This window comes from Pseudoalteromonas sp. CNAT2-18.1, from assembly GCF_022347865.1.
Lineage (GTDB): Bacteria > Pseudomonadota > Gammaproteobacteria > Enterobacterales > Alteromonadaceae > Pseudoalteromonas > Pseudoalteromonas ruthenica.
This window is the reverse complement of sequence record NZ_JAKRFR010000008.1, coordinates 29,354-50,392: the sequence shown is the minus strand read 5'-3', so window position 1 is coordinate 50,392 and position 21,039 is coordinate 29,354. Positions and strand designations below refer to the sequence as shown.

The 21,039-nt window shown below is 48.1% G+C and carries 22 protein-coding genes and 1 other RNA gene; 15 read left to right on the top strand and 8 right to left on the bottom strand.

All coding sequences use genetic code 11. From position 1 onward, the window contains the following. Positions 1 to 98: 98 nt before the first annotated feature. The 4 genes from dolP to MHM94_RS16825 are packed head-to-tail and all read right to left on the bottom strand — an operon-like array spanning position 99 to position 3,485. A complete protein-coding gene (gene dolP / locus MHM94_RS16840) occupies positions 99 to 665 on the bottom strand; it encodes a division/outer membrane stress-associated lipid-binding lipoprotein (protein ID WP_045980429.1) in 567 nt (188 codons plus the stop codon). After that, positions 665 to 1,255 (bottom strand): SIS domain-containing protein, encoded by a 591-nt coding sequence (locus tag MHM94_RS16835; protein ID WP_022946091.1) that lies wholly within the window; start codon positions 1,253 to 1,255, stop codon positions 665 to 667. The genes dolP and MHM94_RS16835 overlap by 1 nt, the downstream gene beginning before the upstream one ends. Then, entirely contained in the window at positions 1,256 to 1,627 is a 372-nt protein-coding gene (locus tag MHM94_RS16830) for a YraN family protein (protein ID WP_022946090.1), read from the bottom strand. It abuts the gene before it with no gap. Beyond that, the gene (locus MHM94_RS16825) at positions 1,596 to 3,485 is read right to left on the bottom strand and encodes a penicillin-binding protein activator (RefSeq protein WP_235419194.1); all 1,890 of its coding nucleotides are present in this window, start codon (positions 3,483 to 3,485) and stop codon (positions 1,596 to 1,598) included. The genes MHM94_RS16830 and MHM94_RS16825 overlap by 32 nt, the downstream gene beginning before the upstream one ends. Positions 3,486 to 3,575: 90 nt before the next feature. On the opposite strand from MHM94_RS16825, the gene rsmI reads away from it, so the two are divergent. Both rsmI and rnpB read left to right on the top strand, forming a co-directional pair. Further along, a complete protein-coding gene (gene rsmI, locus MHM94_RS16820; protein WP_022946088.1) occupies positions 3,576 to 4,442 on the top strand; it encodes a 16S rRNA (cytidine(1402)-2'-O)-methyltransferase in 867 nt (288 codons plus the stop codon). A gap of 41 nt (positions 4,443 to 4,483) precedes the next feature. After that, positions 4,484 to 4,854, top strand: an RNA gene (rnpB, locus tag MHM94_RS16815) — RNase P RNA component class A. A 158-nt stretch (positions 4,855 to 5,012) separates the two neighbouring features. Here the strand turns inward: rnpB and MHM94_RS16810 are convergent. After that, on the bottom strand, positions 5,013 to 6,416 hold the full coding sequence (locus MHM94_RS16810) for an MBL fold metallo-hydrolase (protein WP_235419195.1): 1,404 nt from the start codon (positions 6,414 to 6,416) through the stop codon (positions 5,013 to 5,015). Between MHM94_RS16810 and MHM94_RS16805 the strand changes: the two genes are divergently transcribed. From MHM94_RS16805 to MHM94_RS16795, 3 genes are all read left to right on the top strand, one after another. Then, positions 6,415 to 6,585, top strand: coding sequence for a hypothetical protein (locus tag MHM94_RS16805; RefSeq protein ID WP_235419196.1), 171 nt, complete (start codon positions 6,415 to 6,417; stop codon positions 6,583 to 6,585). The two genes, MHM94_RS16810 and MHM94_RS16805, sit on opposite strands and share 2 nt — an antisense overlap. A gap of 113 nt (positions 6,586 to 6,698) precedes the next feature. After that, entirely contained in the window at positions 6,699 to 7,538 is an 840-nt protein-coding gene (locus MHM94_RS16800; protein ID WP_022946085.1) for a pirin family protein, read from the top strand. Between the two features lie 12 nt (positions 7,539 to 7,550). Continuing rightward, positions 7,551 to 8,531, top strand: coding sequence for a glutathione S-transferase family protein (locus MHM94_RS16795; RefSeq protein ID WP_235419197.1), 981 nt, complete (start codon positions 7,551 to 7,553; stop codon positions 8,529 to 8,531). Here the strand turns inward: MHM94_RS16795 and MHM94_RS16790 are convergent. The 3 genes from MHM94_RS16790 to MHM94_RS16780 are packed head-to-tail and all read right to left on the bottom strand — an operon-like array spanning position 8,528 to position 9,520. Beyond that, positions 8,528 to 8,764 (bottom strand): hypothetical protein, encoded by a 237-nt coding sequence (locus MHM94_RS16790; RefSeq protein ID WP_022946083.1) that lies wholly within the window; start codon positions 8,762 to 8,764, stop codon positions 8,528 to 8,530. The genes MHM94_RS16795 and MHM94_RS16790 overlap by 4 nt on opposite strands. Then, the gene (locus MHM94_RS16785; protein WP_022946082.1) at positions 8,730 to 9,191 is read right to left on the bottom strand and encodes a hypothetical protein; all 462 of its coding nucleotides are present in this window, start codon (positions 9,189 to 9,191) and stop codon (positions 8,730 to 8,732) included. Before MHM94_RS16785 ends, MHM94_RS16790 begins: the two co-directional genes overlap by 35 nt. A 2-nt stretch (positions 9,192 to 9,193) precedes the next feature. Then, positions 9,194 to 9,520, bottom strand: a complete 327-nt coding sequence (locus MHM94_RS16780; protein ID WP_022946081.1) for a hypothetical protein — start codon at positions 9,518 to 9,520, stop codon at positions 9,194 to 9,196. Positions 9,521 to 9,950: 430 nt separating this feature from the next. Between MHM94_RS16780 and mraZ the strand changes: the two genes are divergently transcribed. From mraZ to murG, 10 genes are read left to right on the top strand one after another with little or no spacing between them, the layout of a single operon-like run. Further along, positions 9,951 to 10,409, top strand: a complete 459-nt coding sequence (gene mraZ, locus MHM94_RS16775) for a division/cell wall cluster transcriptional repressor MraZ (RefSeq protein ID WP_045980475.1) — start codon at positions 9,951 to 9,953, stop codon at positions 10,407 to 10,409. 23 nt (positions 10,410 to 10,432) lie between these two features. Next, on the top strand, positions 10,433 to 11,371 hold the full coding sequence (rsmH, locus tag MHM94_RS16770; protein ID WP_235419198.1) for a 16S rRNA (cytosine(1402)-N(4))-methyltransferase RsmH: 939 nt from the start codon (positions 10,433 to 10,435) through the stop codon (positions 11,369 to 11,371). After that, complete coding sequence (gene ftsL, locus MHM94_RS16765) at positions 11,368 to 11,694, top strand: cell division protein FtsL (RefSeq protein WP_022946078.1); 327 nt, start codon at positions 11,368 to 11,370, stop codon at positions 11,692 to 11,694. The genes rsmH and ftsL overlap by 4 nt, the downstream gene beginning before the upstream one ends. After that, positions 11,691 to 13,514, top strand: a complete 1,824-nt coding sequence (locus tag MHM94_RS16760) for a penicillin-binding transpeptidase domain-containing protein (protein WP_045980425.1) — start codon at positions 11,691 to 11,693, stop codon at positions 13,512 to 13,514. Before ftsL ends, MHM94_RS16760 begins: the two co-directional genes overlap by 4 nt. Continuing rightward, positions 13,507 to 14,976, top strand: a complete 1,470-nt coding sequence (gene murE, locus MHM94_RS16755) for a UDP-N-acetylmuramoyl-L-alanyl-D-glutamate--2,6-diaminopimelate ligase (protein ID WP_235419199.1) — start codon at positions 13,507 to 13,509, stop codon at positions 14,974 to 14,976. Before MHM94_RS16760 ends, murE begins: the two co-directional genes overlap by 8 nt. After that, positions 14,976 to 16,361, top strand: a complete 1,386-nt coding sequence (murF, locus tag MHM94_RS16750) for a UDP-N-acetylmuramoyl-tripeptide--D-alanyl-D-alanine ligase (protein ID WP_045980424.1) — start codon at positions 14,976 to 14,978, stop codon at positions 16,359 to 16,361. Before murE ends, murF begins: the two co-directional genes overlap by 1 nt. Continuing rightward, a complete protein-coding gene (mraY, locus tag MHM94_RS16745; protein ID WP_022946074.1) occupies positions 16,361 to 17,443 on the top strand; it encodes a phospho-N-acetylmuramoyl-pentapeptide-transferase in 1,083 nt (360 codons plus the stop codon). Before murF ends, mraY begins: the two co-directional genes overlap by 1 nt. Then, positions 17,443 to 18,771: a UDP-N-acetylmuramoyl-L-alanine--D-glutamate ligase gene (gene murD / locus MHM94_RS16740; RefSeq protein WP_235419200.1), complete on the top strand. Its 1,329-nt coding sequence runs from the start codon at positions 17,443 to 17,445 to the stop codon at positions 18,769 to 18,771. The genes mraY and murD overlap by 1 nt, the downstream gene beginning before the upstream one ends. Then, entirely contained in the window at positions 18,765 to 19,979 is a 1,215-nt protein-coding gene (ftsW, locus tag MHM94_RS16735) for a cell division protein FtsW (RefSeq protein WP_045980422.1), read from the top strand. Before murD ends, ftsW begins: the two co-directional genes overlap by 7 nt. Further along, complete coding sequence (gene murG / locus MHM94_RS16730; protein ID WP_235419201.1) at positions 19,976 to 21,031, top strand: undecaprenyldiphospho-muramoylpentapeptide beta-N-acetylglucosaminyltransferase; 1,056 nt, start codon at positions 19,976 to 19,978, stop codon at positions 21,029 to 21,031. The genes ftsW and murG overlap by 4 nt, the downstream gene beginning before the upstream one ends. Positions 21,032 to 21,039 lie beyond the last annotated feature (8 nt).

The following is a 21,039-nucleotide window of genomic DNA, read 5'->3' as shown; positions in this document are numbered from 1 at the left end:
GTTAGATAGCAAAAAGCCACTTCAAACGAAGTGGCTTTTTTGTGCGCGTTGATAACGAAAATGCGAGTTAAGTAACCCGATAATAGGCGCTCACGTTTTTACATGTATTCGAATACCTTAACGACGCGCTCCACGCCTGAAATATTGCGAGCGATATTGACCGCTTTGTTTGCTTCCACGTCTGCTACCAGCCCCATTAAAAAGACCTCACCGTTTTCCGTGACTACTTTAATATTGTTGCCACTGACATCCTCAGCTGCCAGCAACTGGGTTTTTACCTTAGATGTTAGCCAGGTATCGTGGCTTTGTGTGGTGATGCTGGTAGGAGAGCCAATACGTAATTGGTTATGAAGCTTTCGCGTGCCATCGATGCGCTCTGCTGCGCGTTGTACAGTGGTTTTATACTGTTCACTAGGCACTTGCCCTAGCAGTAATACAATACCGTTATAGCTGACGACAGACACGTTGGCATTGGCATTTTCGCCTAACGCCTCTTTAATCGCCATGGTGGTTTTTATTTCAATATTATTGTCATCTATCTGACTGCCTATAGTACGGCGGTCGTTGGCTGCTGTGACTGCGCCAGCGGTGCCGGCGACTACGGCTGCGGCGCAGCCTTGCAAGAGCACAGTACCAACCAAAATAGCTATAAGGTTCTTATTCATTAGCTTTCTTCCTGTGGGAATAAGGTCATATCAACAAGTTCTGTCAAACAGTGTATGTTGACTAAATGAGATTCCAAAATACGACTTGGACGCTTAGCTGGTACGCGAATCTCGACGTCACTTGCACTGAGCAGTCCCGCCAGCTCGCCGCCATCATCGCCGACTAACACGATAACGGTCATGTCTTTAGTCAAAGCGGCTTCTACGGCGCTGACGACATTCTTTTCATTGCCATTAATAGCAATGGCAAGTAATAAATCCCCTTGCTCGCCGAGCGCTTTAATCTGCCTAGCAAAGATATCGCGGCTGGGTTGTGATGAGCCAGCTGGGCTTAAATTCAGTGCATGCGATGACAGTGATACCGCAGGTAAACACGGGCGCTCGGTCTCAAAATGGTTCACCAACAGAGCGGCAAAATGGTCGCTGAGCATATGACAACTTGCCGCGCCACAACATAATAATTTGCGGCCGTTAATCAATGTCTGTGCAATACTCAACGAAGCGGTTTCAAGCACGCTAGGTAAAACTTCCCCTGCGGCAATTTGCGCCTGAATGCTTTCGGTAAAAAGTGCTTTAACTTGTTCCTGCATTTATAATACGTTCTTTATCCAGTGAAACTCTGGCTCTTTCTCACCTTGTATTGCGACAAAATCAGCACGCAATACGCAGCCTGCTAAGCCCTTTTGTTGCACATAGTGTGCAATGGTTCTTTGTAGTCGCTGTTGCTTGGTGTGGCTAAGCGCATGCAGAGCCCCGCCATAACTACTGTGGCGACGAAACTTTACTTCAACAAATACCCACACTTGACCTTCTTTCATTATCAGGTCCAGTTCGCCATAGCGACAATGGTAATTGCGCGCCACCGGCGTCAGCCCTTGCTGAGTTAGGTATTTCTGTGCCAGCAACTCAAAGTGCTGGCCTTTTTCTCGGCTATTGCGCCACGCTTTCGGGAGCCATGACATTACTCGATTCCTCAAATTGCTTCTTCATGAAAAGCGGTGTGGGATCGAGGTGCTCAAGACTCACTTTGTTAATGCTTCTTGACTGATAGCGTGCCCACGCTAAATGGCGAACAATCTCGCCGTTACTTATTACACCTAGCTCTCCAGTAAGACCGGTTTGGCTTTTTCCTGGCAGCATACTGAGCTGTCGCAATTGCGGGATCAGTGAAATCGCATCATAGCCCATGGCAAATAGACGCTGCTCAATGTCGGCAACGTCAGGCCAGAGGCTATCAAAGTGTTCTCTGAGCTGCCGAGTATTCAGATTAGCTAACCCCTTTGTCGGTAGCATCCACGGTAACTCAGTGAAGTATAAGCCATTTAAGTCACGTTTATCGGTGCTATCAATGCGCGTGCTGTGGCTTTTGGAGCTTGCATACAGGGGAATGCGCTCAACGAAGGTGCTCACGTTAACATCAAGATAGGGTTTTAATAGCCGAGTTTGCGTGGCATTAGCGAGTAGATAAACCACATCTATGTCGCGACGAGAACGGGTTTCACTCTTTACGTTGCGCTTAAAAATGCCCTCGATGGCGTCTATGCGTGCTTCGCTATCGTCGACTTCAAGTAACTCAGTGATGACTTTTTCCATCTCTTTATTGTCATCGAATAACCCCACAAGTGGTGGCTGTTCATTATAACGTTGCCACTGACTGCTAAAGTGCTCACTCAATCTTTGTCCTGAGCGCTCATTTGGGGCCAAGATCAGCGGCTTTTCAAAGCCTTTAGCCATAAAGTGTGCTAAGGCCTGATCTAATTCGTGCTCCGGGGCCAGAGCAAAATAATAATGCTGTAAAGACTGGCGTTCGATGTCGCTGCGGTTCAGGTATATGCTGGGTATTCCCTCTAGCAGGTTGTGCTGTTCAAAGCGGTTAATGTTGCTTTTCAGTAATGGCCCTACGGCGAAATCGATTTGCTTGTCATTGAGCTGCTGCGTTAGTTGCTGATTTTCTAAATTTGCATCAATGAAATAAATGTCTTCGAATTGATAGTTATCTAGGGCCGCCAATACACCTGACTTCACGGCTTCACCCAGGCCCTTATTAGCGCCACTTAAAGGTAAAATAACAGCTAATTTAGTGGCGTTATAGGGCTCAACTTTCATCAGCTCAGCCACTTTTTCGTCTAGGGCAAAGCTCGCGGGGTGTCCTGGATAGCGGCGTTGCCAGTTATTGGAAGCTTGATGTAACTCAACTGGAGAGCCCAAATAAAGTTGTTTTATTTTAGCAAGTTGTACCCAGCCTTTAGCGATAGCTGAGCCGGAGTCATACTTTGTTAGCTGTTGCGGGCTCAAAGATTGTAAAGACCGCCACAAAATGGGGTTTAACTGTGATGCTTCTATTTGATAGCGGTTTGCGGTTTCTGAAGCACGTAATAAAAATGGTGCGCTTTGTTGTGGCATTTGCATTCGCATGTAGGCGGTGCCTTGCACTAACTGATGCCAGTAGAAATGCTCTGGCGTTTGCAATTGCGATTGCACTGAGCGTGAGGTTTGCAAAGCACGTTGTGGTTCGCCCATTTGCGCTTGCGCGTAAGACTTTAATAACACCGCTTGAATTTGTTGCTCAGGGTGGCTGCGTAACAGGGTGTCGCTGGCTTGCAATAGTAGCGACCAATTTTGCTCATTAATAGCCTGATTTTGAGTGCGGTTAAGTAACTGTACGCGAGTGGCGCCTTCGCTATTTTGAGCTTGTTGATATAACTGCTGTGCACTGAGTGTCTGAATCGGCTCAGGCTCACTCACGTTAGTTGTAAGATTTTCACTTTCTTGTGGCTTTTGTGTTGTGCTGCAGGCCGATAAGCCTGACAATAACAGCATAAAAGCAATCGATTTGAGTCGCACAGTCTTTGTATTCCAATTGGCCTTAGTGTGATTCGCTTATCTTACTGACTGATGCAGGAGAGCTCAATGTCCAATGCGGATATTTCAACCGACCCCCAAGACCAAGGTACCTTGTTTATTGTTGCCACACCCATTGGTAACTTGGATGACATCAGCCAGCGTGCTATCAAAACCCTAAGTGACGTCGACTTAATCGCTGCTGAAGACACGCGCCACACTGCCAAGCTGCTGTCGCACCTGGGACTCAGTAAGCGTACCTTTGCCTTGCATGATCATAACGAAAAACAAAAGGCACAGCAGGTACTCACTTGGCTACAACAAGGGCAAAACGTAGCGCTGGTGAGCGACGCCGGAACACCACTGATAAGCGATCCTGGTTATGCCTTAGTGAGTTTATGCCGTGAACAAGGGGCTCAAGTAACCCCAATTCCTGGCGCATGCGCAGCTATTGCGGCGCTGAGTTGCTCCGGATTACCCACCGACCAATTCCAATTTATTGGTTTTGCTCCAGCAAAATCCAAAGCCAGACAAAGCTTTTTTAGTGACGCGTATAACTCAGGCATGACCAGCATTATTTACGAAAGTACGCACCGTATTATGGCGAGCTTAGAGGATTTAAGTGCCGCGCTAGGAGAGCAAGCTCAAGTCGTGCTTGCTAAAGAGTTAACGAAAAGCTTCGAGACCTTCTTCAGTGGTACGGTCACTGAGTTACAACAGTTTTTACAGCAGGACCCCGCGCGACAAAAGGGTGAAATCGTGTTGATGTTACCAGGGAAACCGAATAAGGCCAGTGCCGTAAGTGAAGAAGCACTGCGTTTGATTGCCTTACTGGAAGAGCACATGCCACTGAAGCAAGCTTGCGGTGTGGCTGCTGATTATCTCGGACAAAAGAAAAATGCACTGTATAAGGCCGTGATAGCGCAAAAGCAATAAAGTGCTGGGCAAATCACTTGGCATGCGTATAATGGCGCCCCTGAGTCAGCCGGATAATCGCTGCCTGTGACGAAAATGATCAGGGGGAGGAAAGTCCGGGCTCCACAGGGCAGGGTGCCAGCTAACGGCTGGGGGGCGTGAGCCTACGACAAGTGCAGCAGAGAGAAAACCGCCTAAGTCCTTCGGGACCGGTAAGGGTGAAAGGGTGCGGTAAGAGCGCACCGGGCCACTGGTAACAGTTGGTTGCAAGGTAAACTCCACCCGGAGCAAGACCAAATAGGGTTCCTTATGGTGTGGCCCACATCGGAACCGGGTAGGTTGCTTGAGCCATAGAGCAATTTATGGCCTAGACGAATGATTATCGATCTCCTTCGGGAGTGAACAGAACCCGGCTTATAGGCTGACTCAATCAATTCCATGCCCGCTTGATTAATCAAGCGGTTTTGGAACCTTTCCTTAGTAATATTTAACTCTTTCAGCCATGTTGGCGGACAGAGGTACACCTTGTGGCGCGCAGGGTTCTTTATTAGCAACTAACTGATAGTGCTTTACCTGAAGCTGCCAATTGCATCAGAACTTGATGGTTTGCCCATACACAGGTATCTCTGCCTCTATCCTATGATCGCAGCGCAATTTTTCTTTAAGTGTGGCTAAGGCACTGGGCTCACCATGCACTAATGCGAGTTGTAATGGCAGCTGAAAATGTCCAATCCAATCACTCAATTCCTGTTGCCCTGCATGCGCGGAAAACCCACCTAAGGTTTCAACATTGGCTTTGACAGCGAATTGTTCACCGAACATCCTGATATGTTCTGCCCCTTCAACCAGCCTACGCCCCAAGGTGCCTTGGGCCTGATAGCCGACAAAAATAAGGGTGTTGCGACTCTCCCAGATACGGTGCTTAAAGTGGTGAGTGATGCGCCCACCCGTGCACATACCGCTGCCAGCGATGATCAGTGCGCCATTGGTGATCTTGTTGATTGACATCGACTCTTCTGGCGACACCATAAGGTGCAGCGTGCTGAGAAAGTGCTTGAGTAGGGTTTGTTCGCCGGTACATAGCGCTTTTACGCCCTCACAATCTAAGGTTGGCAACCATTGGTCATAAATCTGAGTGACCTCTATGGCCATTGGGCTGTCTAAAAATATGTGCCAATCGTCAAGCTCCCCAGCGAGCTGTAACTTACCCAAATAAAGTAATAGCTCTTGTGTTCGTCCTACGGCAAAGGCTGGGATCATGACATTACCGCCTTTAGTGTATGCGCGGTGCAAAATATCTTTAAACTGAGCTAAGGTATCGCCTTGAGTGCGGTGTTCACGGTCGCCATAGGTGCCTTCCATGACCACTAAGTCGGCCCGCGTCAAGCATGTGGGATCCTTCATCAACAAGGTATCTTTATTGCCTAGATCTCCAGAAAAAATTAAAGTTTTTTGACGGCTATGTTCATCAAATTTCAATTCTACAATCGCTGAGCCGAGTATGTGGCCTGCGTCGTAGAAACACACAGAGGCGTTGTCGGCTAATTTTCTCTGCTGTTGATAGGCCCTGGGTTTTAATAGAGCGAGCACATGCAGGACATCGGCTTTAGTGTATTGTGGCGTCAATTCACACTGACCTTTTCGTTTGAGCTTACGATTCTCGCGCATTAAGTCGTTCTCATACAGGCTAAGTGCATCAAACAACATAATTGGCAGCAACTGTGCCGTTGCCTCAGTGCAATAGATATCACCGTTAAAACCATCATGAACCAATAACGGCAAACGTCCACAATGATCTAAGTGGGCATGAGATAAAATAACTGCATCCAGGGAATAGGGATTGAAAGGAAATTGCTCACGTACCGCCTCCGTTTTTGCTTTCATTCCTTGGTGTAGGCCACAGTCTAGTAGTACCGCGCCAAGCGCTGGAGACGAAACCAAGTGACATGAGCCGGTCACTTCTTGTGCCGCACCGTAAAAGGTAATTTCAGCCATGCATATCCCCCCTCACACCCATGCTAGCGACAACCGTTATTACTGTACTATCAGTGTAGTGAGTAAAACTGACGAGGGTAAGAATTTATTCAAACCTCGCTTTAAGCTAGCGATGATTGGTCAATCGCCGTTGCAACACTTGAGCGAGGTCATTCAATCAGTATGCTAAAAGTTAGCATCTAGCACGCTAATATTTCCGGTTACTCTATCCATAAACGCACACTACACTGAACCTATGTCGTTTCATAACGCGAGTTATCAGCGTAAGTCTAAAGGTGCACCATGAATGTTATTAAAGTACTCAATGCCCAGCCTGCTGAAGATGGGGCGGGCGTTAAGATCCGCCGCGTACCAGGTTTCGACGGTCGTTATCTAGATCCCTTTTTAATGCTTGATGAGCTTAAATCGGACCATAGTGACGATTATATGGCAGGGTTTCCCGCGCATCCCCATCGCGGCATTGAAACGTTTACTTATCTTATTAAAGGTGGTTTTGAACATCGCGATCATCTTGGCAACCGTAAAGCTGTTCGCGCCGGTGATGTGCAATGGATGAGTACAGGTAAAGGAGTCATCCATAGTGAAATGCCCCTGGCTGATAGTGAAGGCCTGCACGGTTTTCAGATTTGGCTCAATATGGATGCCAAAGACAAAATGAATGCGCCACAATATCAGGACTCAGCGCAAAGTGGCTTGCCGCAAATAAGTAGCCAAGGAGTGCATTTAAAAGCCTTGGCAGGAGCTTGGACTCTTAACGCTGAACAAGTACAGTCACCTCTGAGCAACCTAGCTTGCAACGGCGCCATTGCTGATATCAACATCGAATCAAAGGCGCAACTAGAGATGCCGGCGATGGGCTGTGAGCGGGTGCTAGCCTATATACACACTGGTTCAATTACTGCGGCAGGACAAAGGTATCAGGCGGGACAGTTGCTGGTGCTTGATGGCGACAGTGCCATCATTGCGAGAACGGATCAACCCAGTGGGTTACTACTGCTGCGGGGCGAACCGTTGCGCCAACCGATCGCACACATGGGTCCATTCGTTATGAATACACAAGCCCAGTTACAGGATGCTATCCGCGATTATCAAAACGGGCAATTCGGACAATTATCACAATAGGAGGCTACCTTTATGGGTTTACTCGTGAATGGAAAGTGGCAAGACAAGTGGTACGACACTGATAGTAGCAAAGGTGAATTTCAGCGAGAAAGTGCGCAGTTACGTAACTGGGTCACCGCTGATGGCAGTGCTGGACCAAGTGGTCGGGAAGGGTTTAAAGCGCAGAAAGGGCGTTATCATTTATATGTGAGTTTAGCCTGTCCATGGGCGCATCGAACGCTTATTTTCCGCACCTTAAAAGGCCTTGAAGACTATATTGATGTGTCGGTAGTGAGCCCAGATATGCTGTCGCAAGGATGGACTTTCGATCAAGCTAAGGGTAGCTCGGGTGACTCATTATTCGGCTACCACTATATGCATCAGTTGTACACGCGCAATAATCCTAAATACAGTGGTCGTGTCACTGTTCCTGTGCTGTGGGATAAGCAGCAAAACTGTATCGTGAGTAATGAATCAGCGGAAATTATCCGGATGTTTAATGAGGCCTTCAACCACCTGACTGGCAACACTTTGGACTTTTATCCTGAGCATTTACGCAAGGATATCGACGCGATTAACGAACTGGTTTACCACGGTATCAATAACGGCGTCTATCGAACGGGGTTTGCCACTACACAGCAAGCCTACGAACAAGCCTTTGATACGCTATTTAGCGCTCTGGAAAAAGTAGAAAGAAGACTGGCAGGTCAGCGTTACCTGGTGGGCAGCGAGCTCACTGAAGCAGATTGGCGGCTATTTACGACCTTGATACGGTTCGATGCCGTTTACTTTGGCCACTTTAAGTGTAATAAGCGCACCATAGAGAGCTATGATAATTTAGCGAATTATTTGCGTGACTTATACCAAGTTAAGGGCGTGGCTGAAACACTCAATATGGCGCACATTAAACGTCATTATTACTTTAGTCACACCATGATTAATCCGACTCAAGTAGTGCCCAAAGGGCCTGATTTAGATTTTAGTCGTCCGCACAACCGTCGCTTTATGGGCTAAATTAAAAGCTGAGCCAGTCGCAGCCATTTTAAAGAAGGGCGGCTGGTTAGCAGCTCTGTAAGACTGCCAGCAGAAAATGCCGTAGCCACACCTTTGGGGTGGCTCATCAACTTACCACCTTGATAATGTAGCTGCTGTTTGTCCAAAGCGATGAGCTGCTTACGAATCTGCCCTTGCTCGGCCAGTAAATCAGCATATTCAGTCTGTTTTTTCAGGATCAGACGGGTCAGCATCGGTTTGCTCCTGTGAAGATGAAGGTTTCTTGCTTACTGCAATGGTGCGTTCAAAGCTCACTTGCGCCAAGGCAAGCTTCATTTGCCGAATTAACCACCACAGCAGAAGTAGTTGCGCCGCTAATGAGCCACAGATACTCAGAGCCATCGATTGTGTTAACCAGTACAGCACCGTGGCGGCGGCGCCAACAACAGTTAACCAAATTACCAATGCGGTCATAGCAATGGCGACAATCAAACCCAAAGTTAATAACAGCGCTTTGGCACTTATTTTAGCTTCAGTGGCAGCGAGCTCAAAGATGCACTGTATTTGTTCACCCCAGCGCTGCGCGTAATCTTGAAATAATTGAGCAACCCGCGTCAAAGACGCAGATTGCTCATCATGCTGCTCGTTCTCAGCAGCCGAGTCATGATGCTCTTCAGCCATGATTATTTACGGCGAATAAGAGCGGTAACGGCCATGCCTGCCGCGAATGCCAATCCCGCACATAGCAATGGATTTTCTTGCGCAAAGCGGCGACTGCGACTCACAGAGCTTTTCAAACTCGCTTCTAACGCTTCGCGTTTCTCGTGTAGAGTCTCGGCAGACTCACTAGCATGTTTGCGCACATAGTCTTCCGCCGTGGCCGCTTTCTGAGCCACTTGGTCTACCGCAGCGTGGGCGGCTTTAGAGGCGCTTTCAGTAGTTGGAGCTGTGGGTGTGTGAGCTGAATTGCTTTGCGTTTGTTCAGCAGTCTTAGTATTAGCATTTGCCATGGTGTATCTCCTTTATCTGACAGTTCACTGTTTTTAACGCAACTCTCATTCCAAGTATTATAAATCAACAAAATCAGTAGCTTAAAAACATACGCAGATAAAATTGAGAGGGTAAGACTAAATACTTACGCACTCAGGCAGTAAAATTTACACAGTGAGGATCACGGCATCACGTGGAATGAATAAAAAATGAACATTTATTCCCTAGGTAAAAGTATGATCCACATTTTCCCACCGAATTCATAGACTTCCTTAAAACCCGCATATTATCTAGCTTTGCAAGAGGTTGTTGGATTTTTCATTGCTTGACAAAAAGGCTTGTCAAGCCCTAGACTGTAGTTCAGTGGGAAAATGTGGGTTTTAGTGGATCAATGTGGATCTGCACTATTACCGAAAACCAAAACAGCAACACTTGGACGGCATTTTATTTATGTTTCGCGGCGCCAGCACACTCAGCCTTGATGACAAGGGCCGATTTGCGATACCAACAAAGTATCGGAATCAGCTGCTTGCGGATAATGGCGGCGAAATTATCTGCACTATCAATTTAAGTGATCCCTGTTTATTGCTGTATCCCCTGAGTGAATGGCAAGTCATCGAACAACGCTTAGCGAGTTTGTCGAACATTAAGCCCAGAGCGAAACGCATGCAGCGCTTGCTACTAGGGAACGCGATGGATTACCAAGTTGATAAAAATGGCCGTGTGCTATTAGCTCCTCATCTACGCGACTATGCGCAACTAGGTAAGAAAATCGTACTCGTGGGGCAACTGAATAAGTTTGAAATTTGGGATGAGGCGCGTTGGCAGCAGCAAATGCAAGATGACATTGCTATCGAACTAGGACAAGAATTTGAACAGGATGAAGATCTCGCTGATTTTTCATTCTAACTCTAAAAGGCGCGAACACACGCATGAGCGAAGACTTTCAACATATATCCGTGTTAATGACGGAGACAATAGAGGCCCTGGCCATTAAACCTGATGGTATTTATATCGACGGGACTTTTGGCCGTGGTGGGCACTCTGGCGAAATACTCGCTCGTCTTGGTGAGCAGGGGCGCTTGCAAGCCATCGATCAAGACCCGAGTGCTATCGTTGCGGCACAACGCTTTGCTGATGACCCGCGTTTTAATATTGCCCACAGTCGTTTCTCTCGTCTTGATGAAGTCGCCGAAGCACAGGGACTTACCGGCAAGGTCGATGGTATTTTGCTCGATATTGGCGTGTCGTCACCTCAGCTAGATGACGCTGGACGTGGCTTTAGCTTTATGAAAGACGGCCCCTTAGATATGCGTATGGACCCCTCTCAAGGGCGAAGTGCTGCGCAGTGGCTGGCAGAAGCAGAGTTAGAGGACATGGTTTTCGTGTTTAAAAAGTACGGTGAGGAAAAGTTTGCTCGGCGTATCGCAACCAAAATAATCGAGACTCGCGCCCACACTGACATTAATTCAACCGCGCAATTAGCCAAGCTGATTGATGAGGCGGTGCCTGTTAAAGACAAACATAAGCACCCAGCAACGCGTACATTCCAAGCTATTCGCATTTATATCAATAGTGAGTTAGAGGAAATTCAGACGGCATTACAAGCTGCTCTGAAAGTACTGAAACCGGGTGGGCGATTAGTGGTGATTTCTTTCCACTCCTTAGAGGATCGCATTGTAAAACAGTTTATTAAAAAGCAGAGCAAGGGAGAGGCAATGCCTAGAGGTCTGCCGTTAACCGATGAGCAATTAAAACAACAGTTAACGCTCAAGGCAGTAGGCAAAGCCATTAAGCCGAGCGAGGAAGAAATCGCTCGCAACAGCCGTGCGCGCAGCTCCGTCCTTCGTGTAGCTGAGAGATTGGGATGAGCCAACAACAACTAAATCGCCATCCAAATCTCTTGTTAGAGATCTTGCGGGGACTATTTGACAATAAGATCACATTGGGGCTGCTTTTTCTTATTCTTATCAGTGCCTTGGCTATAGTGCAAGTCACTCATTTGTCGCGAGCAAAATTGATCGCTCAAGACCGTTTATTACAAGAGCGGGACGAATTAGATTTGAACTGGCGTTACTTATTAGTTGAAGAAGAGTTTTATTCTCAACATGCCCGCATCGAGCAAATAGCGAAAGAGCAGTTGGATATGAAGCGCCCCACCAGTGAAGACGAGGAAGTGGTAATAGTCCCATGAGAGCTGCAAAGCGTAAAAACAATGGTAACAACCTTATCACCTGGCGGTTTATGCTGGTCTGCGGTGCTGTGCTTATGGTGTTTGTCACCTTAGTTGCACGTGCCGCTTATTTGCAAGTGATAGAGCCGGATAAAGCGCGTAGCGAGAACGCCAAACGCACCGTGCGAGTAGAGAAGCTTCAAGTGCAACGCGGTATGATTTTTGACCGTCAAGGCAAAGAGTTGGCGGTCAGCGTACCTGTTGTGAGTGTTTACGCTGACCCTAAGGCGATTGATAAGTACCTGCGCAAGAAGGTAGTGAGTCATACCAAAAAGCAGGGCCAAGACCCGCAAGATGTCTTGGACAGACCCGCCCACTTAAAAGATTTAAAACAAGCGTTCTACAAACAAGATATGCGTTGGCGTGAACTGGCCGATGTATTGCGTTTAGGACGTGCCCATGTCGATAAGCGCCTTACCGGCGATAAAGACCGCCGCTTCGTCTATTTAAAACGCCAAGTAACTCCTGCGGTTGCCAATTATATTGATGAACTCAACCTGCCAGGCGTGCATCTGCTAGACGAGTCTAAACGTTATTATCCAGCGGGAGAGATCACCGCTCATGTATTGGGCTTTACCAATATTGATGGGCATGGCATCGAGGGCATTGAGAAACTCTATGATGAAGCACTCACGGGCACCGAAGGACGACGCACTATTCGTAAGGATGCGCGTGGCCGCGAAGTGGCGGTGCTTGACGAGCGTCAGCGCGTGGAGCCAGAAAATATCGAGCTATCGATTGATCAGCGTATTCAAGTTATCGCATATAAGGCGCTGAAATCAGCCGTGCTCACCTACAAAGCAACATCAGGTTCGGCCATGGTGGTGGATGTAAAAACCGGCGAAATTTTAGCCATGGTTAACAGTCCCTCGTTTAATCCCAATAATTTAGAAGATGCAGCGCCACATAAGCGCCGTAACCGCGCTATTACCGATTTATTTGAGCCGGGTTCAACCATTAAACCTTTGTCAGTGTTAGCTGGTTTAGACTATGGCAACATCCAAGCGAACGACACCATAGACACTTACCCAGGGTGGATGCGTGTGGGTGGCAGTCTAGTTCAAGATACCCATAACCGGGGTGAGATGTCACTGCGCGAAATACTCAAAGTATCAAGCAATATGGGGGTGGCGAAGATCACCCAAGATCTCCCTAAAGACTATTTCGTCGGTTTATTTGAGCGTGTTGGTTTTGGCAGTGATACCGGCACTGGCATGGTGGGTGAGAGCAGCGGCTTATTCTACCCAAATCGCCGCTGGTCAGATTTCGAAATCGCGACCTTATCCTTTGGTTATGCCATTTCTGTTAGTACCGCGCAGCTCGCGCGCTTCTATGCCACCTTGGGTTCGGGCGGTATTTCTCGGCCACTGACGATTTTAAAACAACCACAACCTTTGCAAGGTGAACGCGTTTTTAAAGAAAAAGACGTGAATGCGGTAGTTGAGATGATGGAAAGCGTCTTTGAAAAAGGCGGCACGGCCTCGAAAGTGAAAGTGGATGGTTATCGTGTAGCGGCTAAAACAGGAACTTCTAAAAAAGCGGTTGCGGGTGGCTATGGCGATGAATACGTGGGGTATTTTGCCGGCCTTGGTCCAGTCAGCGATCCGCGATTAGCGGTTGTGGTAATGGTTAACGAACCCGGCGGCGATGTTTACTATGGCGGTGCTACAGCCGGCCCTGTATTTGCTGAGATCATGTCCAATGCGCTGCGTATTTTGAATGTAGCACCTGATTTAGAGCCCGTCGCTAACCTTGCAGAAGAAGGAGGTGGAGATGCGTAATCTTCGCGAAGTACTCGCACCTTGGGGCATAGATACCGACATTGAGTTGGTCAATGAGTTGCAGCTCGATAGCCGCCGCGTCAATCGCGGCGATGTCTTTGTAGCTATTAAAGGCCATCAACTGGATGGCGGACAATTTGCTAAACAAGCCATTGCCGCAGGAGCGAATGCGGTTATTGCCGACAGCCGTTGTCAACTTAACAGTGATGATGAACGCATTATTGTCGTCGATGAGCTGAGCCTGCGTCTTTCGCAGTTGGCGGCGCAATTTTACGGCGAGCCAAGTAATGCCTTTGATCTGGTTGGCGTAACTGGCACCAATGGGAAATCGTCTACCACCTCATTTATTGCTACTTTAGCGCAGTACTGTGAGCGCAGCAGTGCCATAATCGGCACGTTGGGCTGGGGCGATGCCCAGCAGATGAATGCGTTGAGCAACACCACACCGAGCAGTGTTGAGCTGCAACAGATTTTTGCCAAGTTAAAACAACAACAAAAACAGTTAGTGGCAATGGAAGTCTCTTCGCATGGCCTTATTCAAGGCCGTGTTGCCAATAGCCATTTTCGCGCTGCTGTGTTTACCAACTTGTCTCGCGATCACTTAGATTACCATGGCGATATGCAAAGTTACGCTGATGCCAAGCTGATCCTCATGCGTGATTGTAATGCGAAAATGGTGGTGCTTAACCAAGACGATGCGGTTGCCCAGGGGTGGCTAGAAAAATATCCATTTGATGACTTGGTTGTATACGGCCGTAAAACCTTACCCCCTGAGCTCGGTCGCTATGTGTATTTTAGCAATGTTCAGTTTTTACCTAGCGGTTTACGCGCGCAGATCAGCAGTAGTTGGGGAGAAGGGCAAATAGAGCTGCCACTGTTCGGTGAGTTTAACCTTTATAATGTGTGCGCTGCACTGGCAACATTGCTTGGCCTTGGTTATCCGCTGCCTGAGTTACTAGCTGGCTGTAAAACTTTGATGCCTATCGCTGGGCGTATGCAAGCGTATAGTGCACCACAGCAGCCAACCTGTGTGGTGGATTATGCCCATACCCCAGATGCTTTAGAGCTCGCATTACAAGCCTTGCGTCAACACGCACCTGGTAAAGTGACCTGTGTGTTTGGTTGTGGCGGTGACCGCGATAAAGGTAAGCGGCCATTAATGGCCAAGGCGGCACAAAAGTACGCTGACCGCGTGGTGGTGACCAGCGATAATCCACGCAGCGAAGACCCACACACCATACTCGATGATATTAAAAGCGGTTTCAGTGCCAATATTGAAGCTCATTATGAAGTGGACAGAGCGAAGGCAATCGCCTTGGCGATTACACAAGCGGGCAGTGAGGACATTGTGCTCATCGCCGGCAAAGGCCATGAAGACTATCAAGTCATTGGCGAGCAGACACTCGCGTTTTGCGACCGCACTGTGGTGCAGCAGTTATTGCATCAACAAGGAGGTAAATAATGATTGCCATGGATTTAAACTGGCTTAGCGACACCTTAGGGTGTGCCTACCAGGGCGAGAATTGTGCTGTCGAAAATATTAATACCGATACGCGTAGCTTATGTGCAGGGGAAGTGTTTTTAGCACTTAAAGGGCCGAATTTTGACGGCCATCAGTTTATTGATGTGGCTGAGCAACAAGGGGCCGTTGCGCTCATTGTTGAACACCCAGTAGATAGTACTTTGCCGCAACTGATTGTGGCTGATACACGATTAGCTTTAGGGCAAATCGGTGCTGCGGTAAAAGCCCAAGTCGCCCCTAAAACTATCGCTATCACAGGGAGCGTGGGTAAAACCACAGTGAAAGAAATGTGTGCGGCAATATTGGCACAAAAAGGTGAAGTGCTGGCGACAAAAGGCAATTTTAACAACGATATTGGTGTGCCATTAACCTTAATGCGTCTAGCGCCAAAACATCAGTACGCCGTTATTGAGTTGGGCGCGAATCATCTCGGCGAAATTGCCTACACCACATCATTAACTAAACCCGATGTGGCTGTAGTGTGTAATGTTGCTGAGGCACACCTTGAGGGCTTTGGCTCGTTACAAGGAGTGGCCACCGCGAAAGGCGAAATTTTTTCTGGTCTCGGCGAGCATGGCGTAGCAGTCATTAATGCTGATAGCGAATTTAAACAGCAGTGGCTAGACGATTTGGGCTCACGTAAAGTGAAGCAGTTTTCCATGAGTCAGCAACTTGATGTATGGGCGGAAGATATTCATCTTGATGCTTTAGCCCGGGCGTCGTTTACGCTGTGTAACAGCAAAGAAAAAGTCGCTGTTGAGCTTGCTATTCCCGGTAAACATAATGTCACTAATGTCTTGATTGCTGCAGCATTAACGACCAGTGTCGGCTGCTCCTTACAAGAGGTTGCCAGCGGTCTTAAGACCATGCATCAAGCCCATGGCCGCGTTAACCTGATTGAGGTATCAAGTCAGCTCACAGTCATTGATGATAGTTACAATGCCAACGTCAAATCGGTGCAAGCCGCTATTGACCTACTCGCTGACGTTCAAGGCCACCGTGTACTGGCTTTGGGTGATATGAATGAGCTCGGTGAAGATGCCCGTGATTATCATCAACAAGTGGGTGAGTATGCAAAACAACGCGGTATTGAAGCCGTTTATTCTCTGGGCGTATTGAGCCGTTACGCCAGTGATGTCTATGAACAAGCCGAACGCCACTTTTCTGGGCGTGATCAACTCCTTGAGCAAATGCTTAAAGACTTACGACAGACACAACAAAAAACAACGGTAGTCGTGAAAGGATCGCGCAGTTCACGCATGGAGCTTTTAGTGGAAGATTTAGTGGCGCATGGCAAGCAGTTAGCCAGCGAGGGAGAGAAGTAATGTTAGTGTGGCTGGCTGAATACCTGACCCAATTTTATAGTGGATTTAATGTCTTTTCATATTTGACGTTGCGAGCCATTTTAGGAATTTTAACGGCGTTGTTGATGTCGTTGTACTTTGGGCCGAAATTGATCGTGGCGCTCCAGCGTATGCAAATCGGTCAAACCGTGCGTGATGACGGACCACAATCTCATCTAAGTAAATCCGGCACACCCACCATGGGTGGACTACTCATTCTGGGCGCTATTTTTACCAGCACTTTGCTGTGGGCCGATTTAAGCAATAAATACGTGTGGGCAACGTTGTTTGTCATTGGCTCGTTGGGGATCGTTGGGTTTATTGATGATTACCGTAAAGTGATTCGCAAAGACCCCAAAGGGTTAATCGCTAAGTGGAAGTATTTTTGGCAATCAGTCATTGCCTTAGTCGTCGCGTTTGCGCTTTATGCCAGCTCTCAGCAAGCAGCGGAAACGGCGCTGATAGTGCCGTTTTTCAAAGAAGTGATGCCTCAGCTAGGGCTGTTCTACATTGTAATGACCTACTTCGTTTTAGTCGGTACATCTAATGCGGTCAACCTCACCGACGGCCTTGATGGGTTAGCCATCGTACCGACTATTCTGGTCGCCTCAGCGTTGGCAATCATCGCTTATGTTACCGGTCATGCGAACTTTTCCAGCTACCTGCATATCCCTCATTTACCGCTGACCAGTGAGCTGGTGGTGGTGTGCACCGCCATTGTTGGCGCTGGGTTAGGCTTTTTATGGTTCAACACCTATCCAGCTCAAGTCTTTATGGGCGATGTTGGTTCCTTGGCGCTAGGCGGAGCACTGGGCATTATTGCCGTGTTGGTACGCCAAGAGTTGGTATTGGTGATTATGGGCGGGGTCTTTGTGATGGAGGCGTTGTCAGTGATCTTACAGGTGGGCTCCTACAAGCTGCGCGGTGAGCGTATTTTCCGGATGGCCCCCATTCATCACCATTACGAATTAAAAGGTTGGCCAGAACCGCGCGTCATCGTGCGCTTTTGGATAATTTCCATTGTATTAGTTTTGGCCGGTTTGGCGACATTGAAGATTAGGTAATGAGCTATTTAGACACGCTTAAAAATAAACGTATCGCGGTGCTCGGACTGGGTATATCTGGTCTGGGCACGGTGCGTTTTCTGCATGCTCATAATCTTCACCCTGTGCTTATTGATTCCCGTCAACAGGTACCAACACAATTGTGGCTCGACTCTCACGTGCCGCACTTAGAACGTTGCTTTGGTGAGTTTGACAAAGCCGAACTGACGCAGTTTGATGTCATTATTATCGCCCCAGGCATAGCTCTCAGCACACCACAAGTGCGCCAAGCAATTGCCGCAGGTGTTGAAGTGATCGGCGATGTCGAGCTCTTTGCTCGTCTTAATAACAAACCCGTGCTTGCAGTGACAGGTTCAAATGGTAAGTCCACGGTGGTTTCGCTGTTAGCTAAAGTGCTTGAGTGCGGCGGCTTACAGGTGGGCTTAGGTGGCAACATTGGCACCGCAGTACTTGATTTGCTAGCGCAAGATATGGATGCGTATGTATTAGAGCTGTCGAGCTTTCAGTTAGAGACAACAACCAGCTTAGCCGCGAAGTCAGCATGCATCTTGAATTTGTGTGAAGATCATCTTGACCGCTACGCAGGCATGGCTGATTACATCCGCGCCAAGCAGCGTATTTATCAAGATTGTCAGTTAGCTGTTTACAATCGTGGTGACACAGATACCTACCCAGAGCATGCATCACAACAGCTGAGCTTTGCGTTGCATGATGCTGACTACCATATCATGCAACATCAGGGCGAGAGCTATTTCGCATACCGTAACTCGCCTTTATTGCCTTGCCGTAAAACGGTGTTACCGGGCAGCCATAACCAACTCAATGTGCTTGCAGTGATGGCGTTGTGTCATGATTTTCACTTTGATATCGGTGTGTTTGAGCGTGCATTGTCAGAATTCAAAGGCTTAGACCACCGCTGTCAGTATGTTACTACCTTAAATGATGTGCGCTATTTCAACGACTCAAAAGCCACCAATGTTGGAGCTACACTGGCAGCAATTAAGGGGTTAGCCACTGAGCCCGGGCGATTGATTCTACTTGCTGGTGGTGATGCCAAAGGCGCGGATCTGATGCCACTGAAAGAAATCTTGGCCGAACAAGTCGCTGAACTCATCTGCTTCGGTAAAGACGGTGATGCTATTGCCGCGCTCAAACCAGGCAGTCATCGCGTTAGTGGCATGGGTGAAGCGGTGCAAAAGGCAAAAGCCTGCGCGCAGGCTGGCGATATTGTGTTGCTTGCACCGGCTTGCGCCAGTTTAGATATGTACAGCAATTACATGGCCCGGGGTAATGACTTTATTCAACAGGTGTTGGAGGAGTCATCATGAGTTGGGAAAAGATTAAAGACTTATTCCATCTAAAACCTTCAGGGCAACTTTATGATGTGCCACTTATCTACGCGTTGCTGTGCCTTATTGGCGTAGGCTTTGTAATGGTGACCAGTGCCTCGATGCCGGAAGCGGAGCGCCTGTACGATAACCCTTACCATATCATGATCCGCCAAGCTGTGTTTGTGGCCTTAGGCTTTGTGCTATTCATTGTCGCCATCAGCGTAAAAATGCAATGGTGGAAAGTGGCCAACCCTTATTTGCTGCTGTTAGGTTTGGGTTTATTAGTGCTGGTATTAATTGTCGGCAATGAAATCAATGGGTCGAAGCGGTGGATCCCCATGGGGCCGATTAATATCCAAGCTTCTGAAGTAGCGAAGTTATTCTTTTTTAGCTACTTAGCTGGCTACCTCGTGCGTAAACGCGATGAAGTACAGGAAAATTTAAAAGGCTTTGTTAAACCCATTAGTGTGTTCATTGTCTACGCCGGATTGATTTTGTTGCAGCCGGATTTAGGCACCGTGGTGGTGATGTTTGTCACCACGGTCGGGCTACTTTTCCTTGCCGGCGCGAAACTATGGCAGTTTTTCGCGCTTATGCTCTCTGGCATAGGTTTAGTCATCGCTCTTATTGTTTTTGAGCCATACCGCTGGGCTCGTGTGGTGGGTTTCTTGGAGCCGTGGGAAGATCCCTTTGGCAAAGGTTATCAACTGGTTCAGTCGTTGATGGCCTATGGGCAGGGTGGATGGCTAGGCCAAGGGCTAGGCAACAGCGTGCAAAAACTGCAATACATGCCACACGCTCACAATGACTTTATATTCGCCGTTGTAGCGGAAGAATTAGGCTTTATAGGTGTATTAACCATTCTCGTACTGTTGGGAACCTTGGTATTTCGCGCTCTGCTTATCGGCCAGCGCGCCCTCAAAGCAAATAAGGAATATGAGGGTTATTTAGCTTTAGGAATTGGTATTTGGTTTGCTTTTCAAAGCATGGTGAACGTTGGTGCCAGCGCCGGAATTTTGCCAACCAAAGGCCTTACCTTACCCTTTATCTCGTACGGGGGGTCTAGTTTTTTAGTGATGGCCATTGCGGCGGGCGTGTTACTGCGAGTGGATTTTGAAACGAAAATGGCCACTAAGCAAGCAACACCGCGTGGTAATCGCCGAAGTGTCAGTGGCTCAACTTCAGCAGTTCAGGGGGCAGCATGAGTAAACGTATGGTAGTGGCTGCAGGTGGAACTGGTGGACATATCTTTCCGGGCATTGCCGTAGCCCAATACTTAATAGCGCGCGATTGGCAGGTATCTTGGGTCGGAACCGACGACCGCATGGAAGCCGAAGTAGTCCCTAAACACGGCATCGAGATTGATTTTATCGATGTTCAAGGCGTGCGCGGGAACGGCTTAATGCGACTGTTCAAAGCGCCACTGATGATTTTGAAAGCGTTTTTTAAAGCGCGTCATATTCTCAAGCAGCGTCGCCCTAATGTGGTGCTGACTATGGGCGGCTATGTAACTGGCCCCGTTGGTTTGGCGGCAAAAAGTTTAGGCATCCCTTTAATTATCCATGAGCAAAATGCGGTCGCTGGTATGAGCAATAAACTGCTCGCTAAAATTGCCACACAAACGCTTGGGGCCTTCCCCGGGGCTTTAGCCAATGATGATTTCAAAGTGCTGGGTAATCCGGTGCGCCAGTCATTGATGCATATTGAACCTAAGCAGGTTGGCTCACCAGTTAACATGTTAGTCGTGGGCGGCTCTTTGGGAGCGAAAGTGTTGAATGACGTGCTGCCTGGTGCTTTTGCTGAGCTTACCCAGAGTTATCCTCTTGCCGTGTGGCACCAAACCGGTAAGGCGCGCTCAGCGCATGTACAGCAGCAATATGATGAGCTAGGGCTTGAAGCGAAAGTAACTGAATTTATTGATGATATGGACGCAGCATTGGTATGGGCTGATGTGATTGTTTGTCGCGCTGGAGCGCTGACAGTCAGTGAAGTTGCAGCCGCTGGGCGGATGGCGCTGTTTGTGCCGTTTCCACATGCTGTGGATGACCATCAAACCGCCAATGCAGAGTATTTGGTGCAAGGTGAAGCAGCATTATGTATGCAACAGAGCGACTTTAATCACAGCTCTGTACAACAGCTGTTGATGCCATATTTGCAGCAACCAGAATTAATGACCGAGATGGGCAAGCGCGCGAAAGCGCTCGCCAAGCTCGATGCAACCGCACAGGTTGCCAAACAATGTGAGCAGTATAGTTAATGACACAG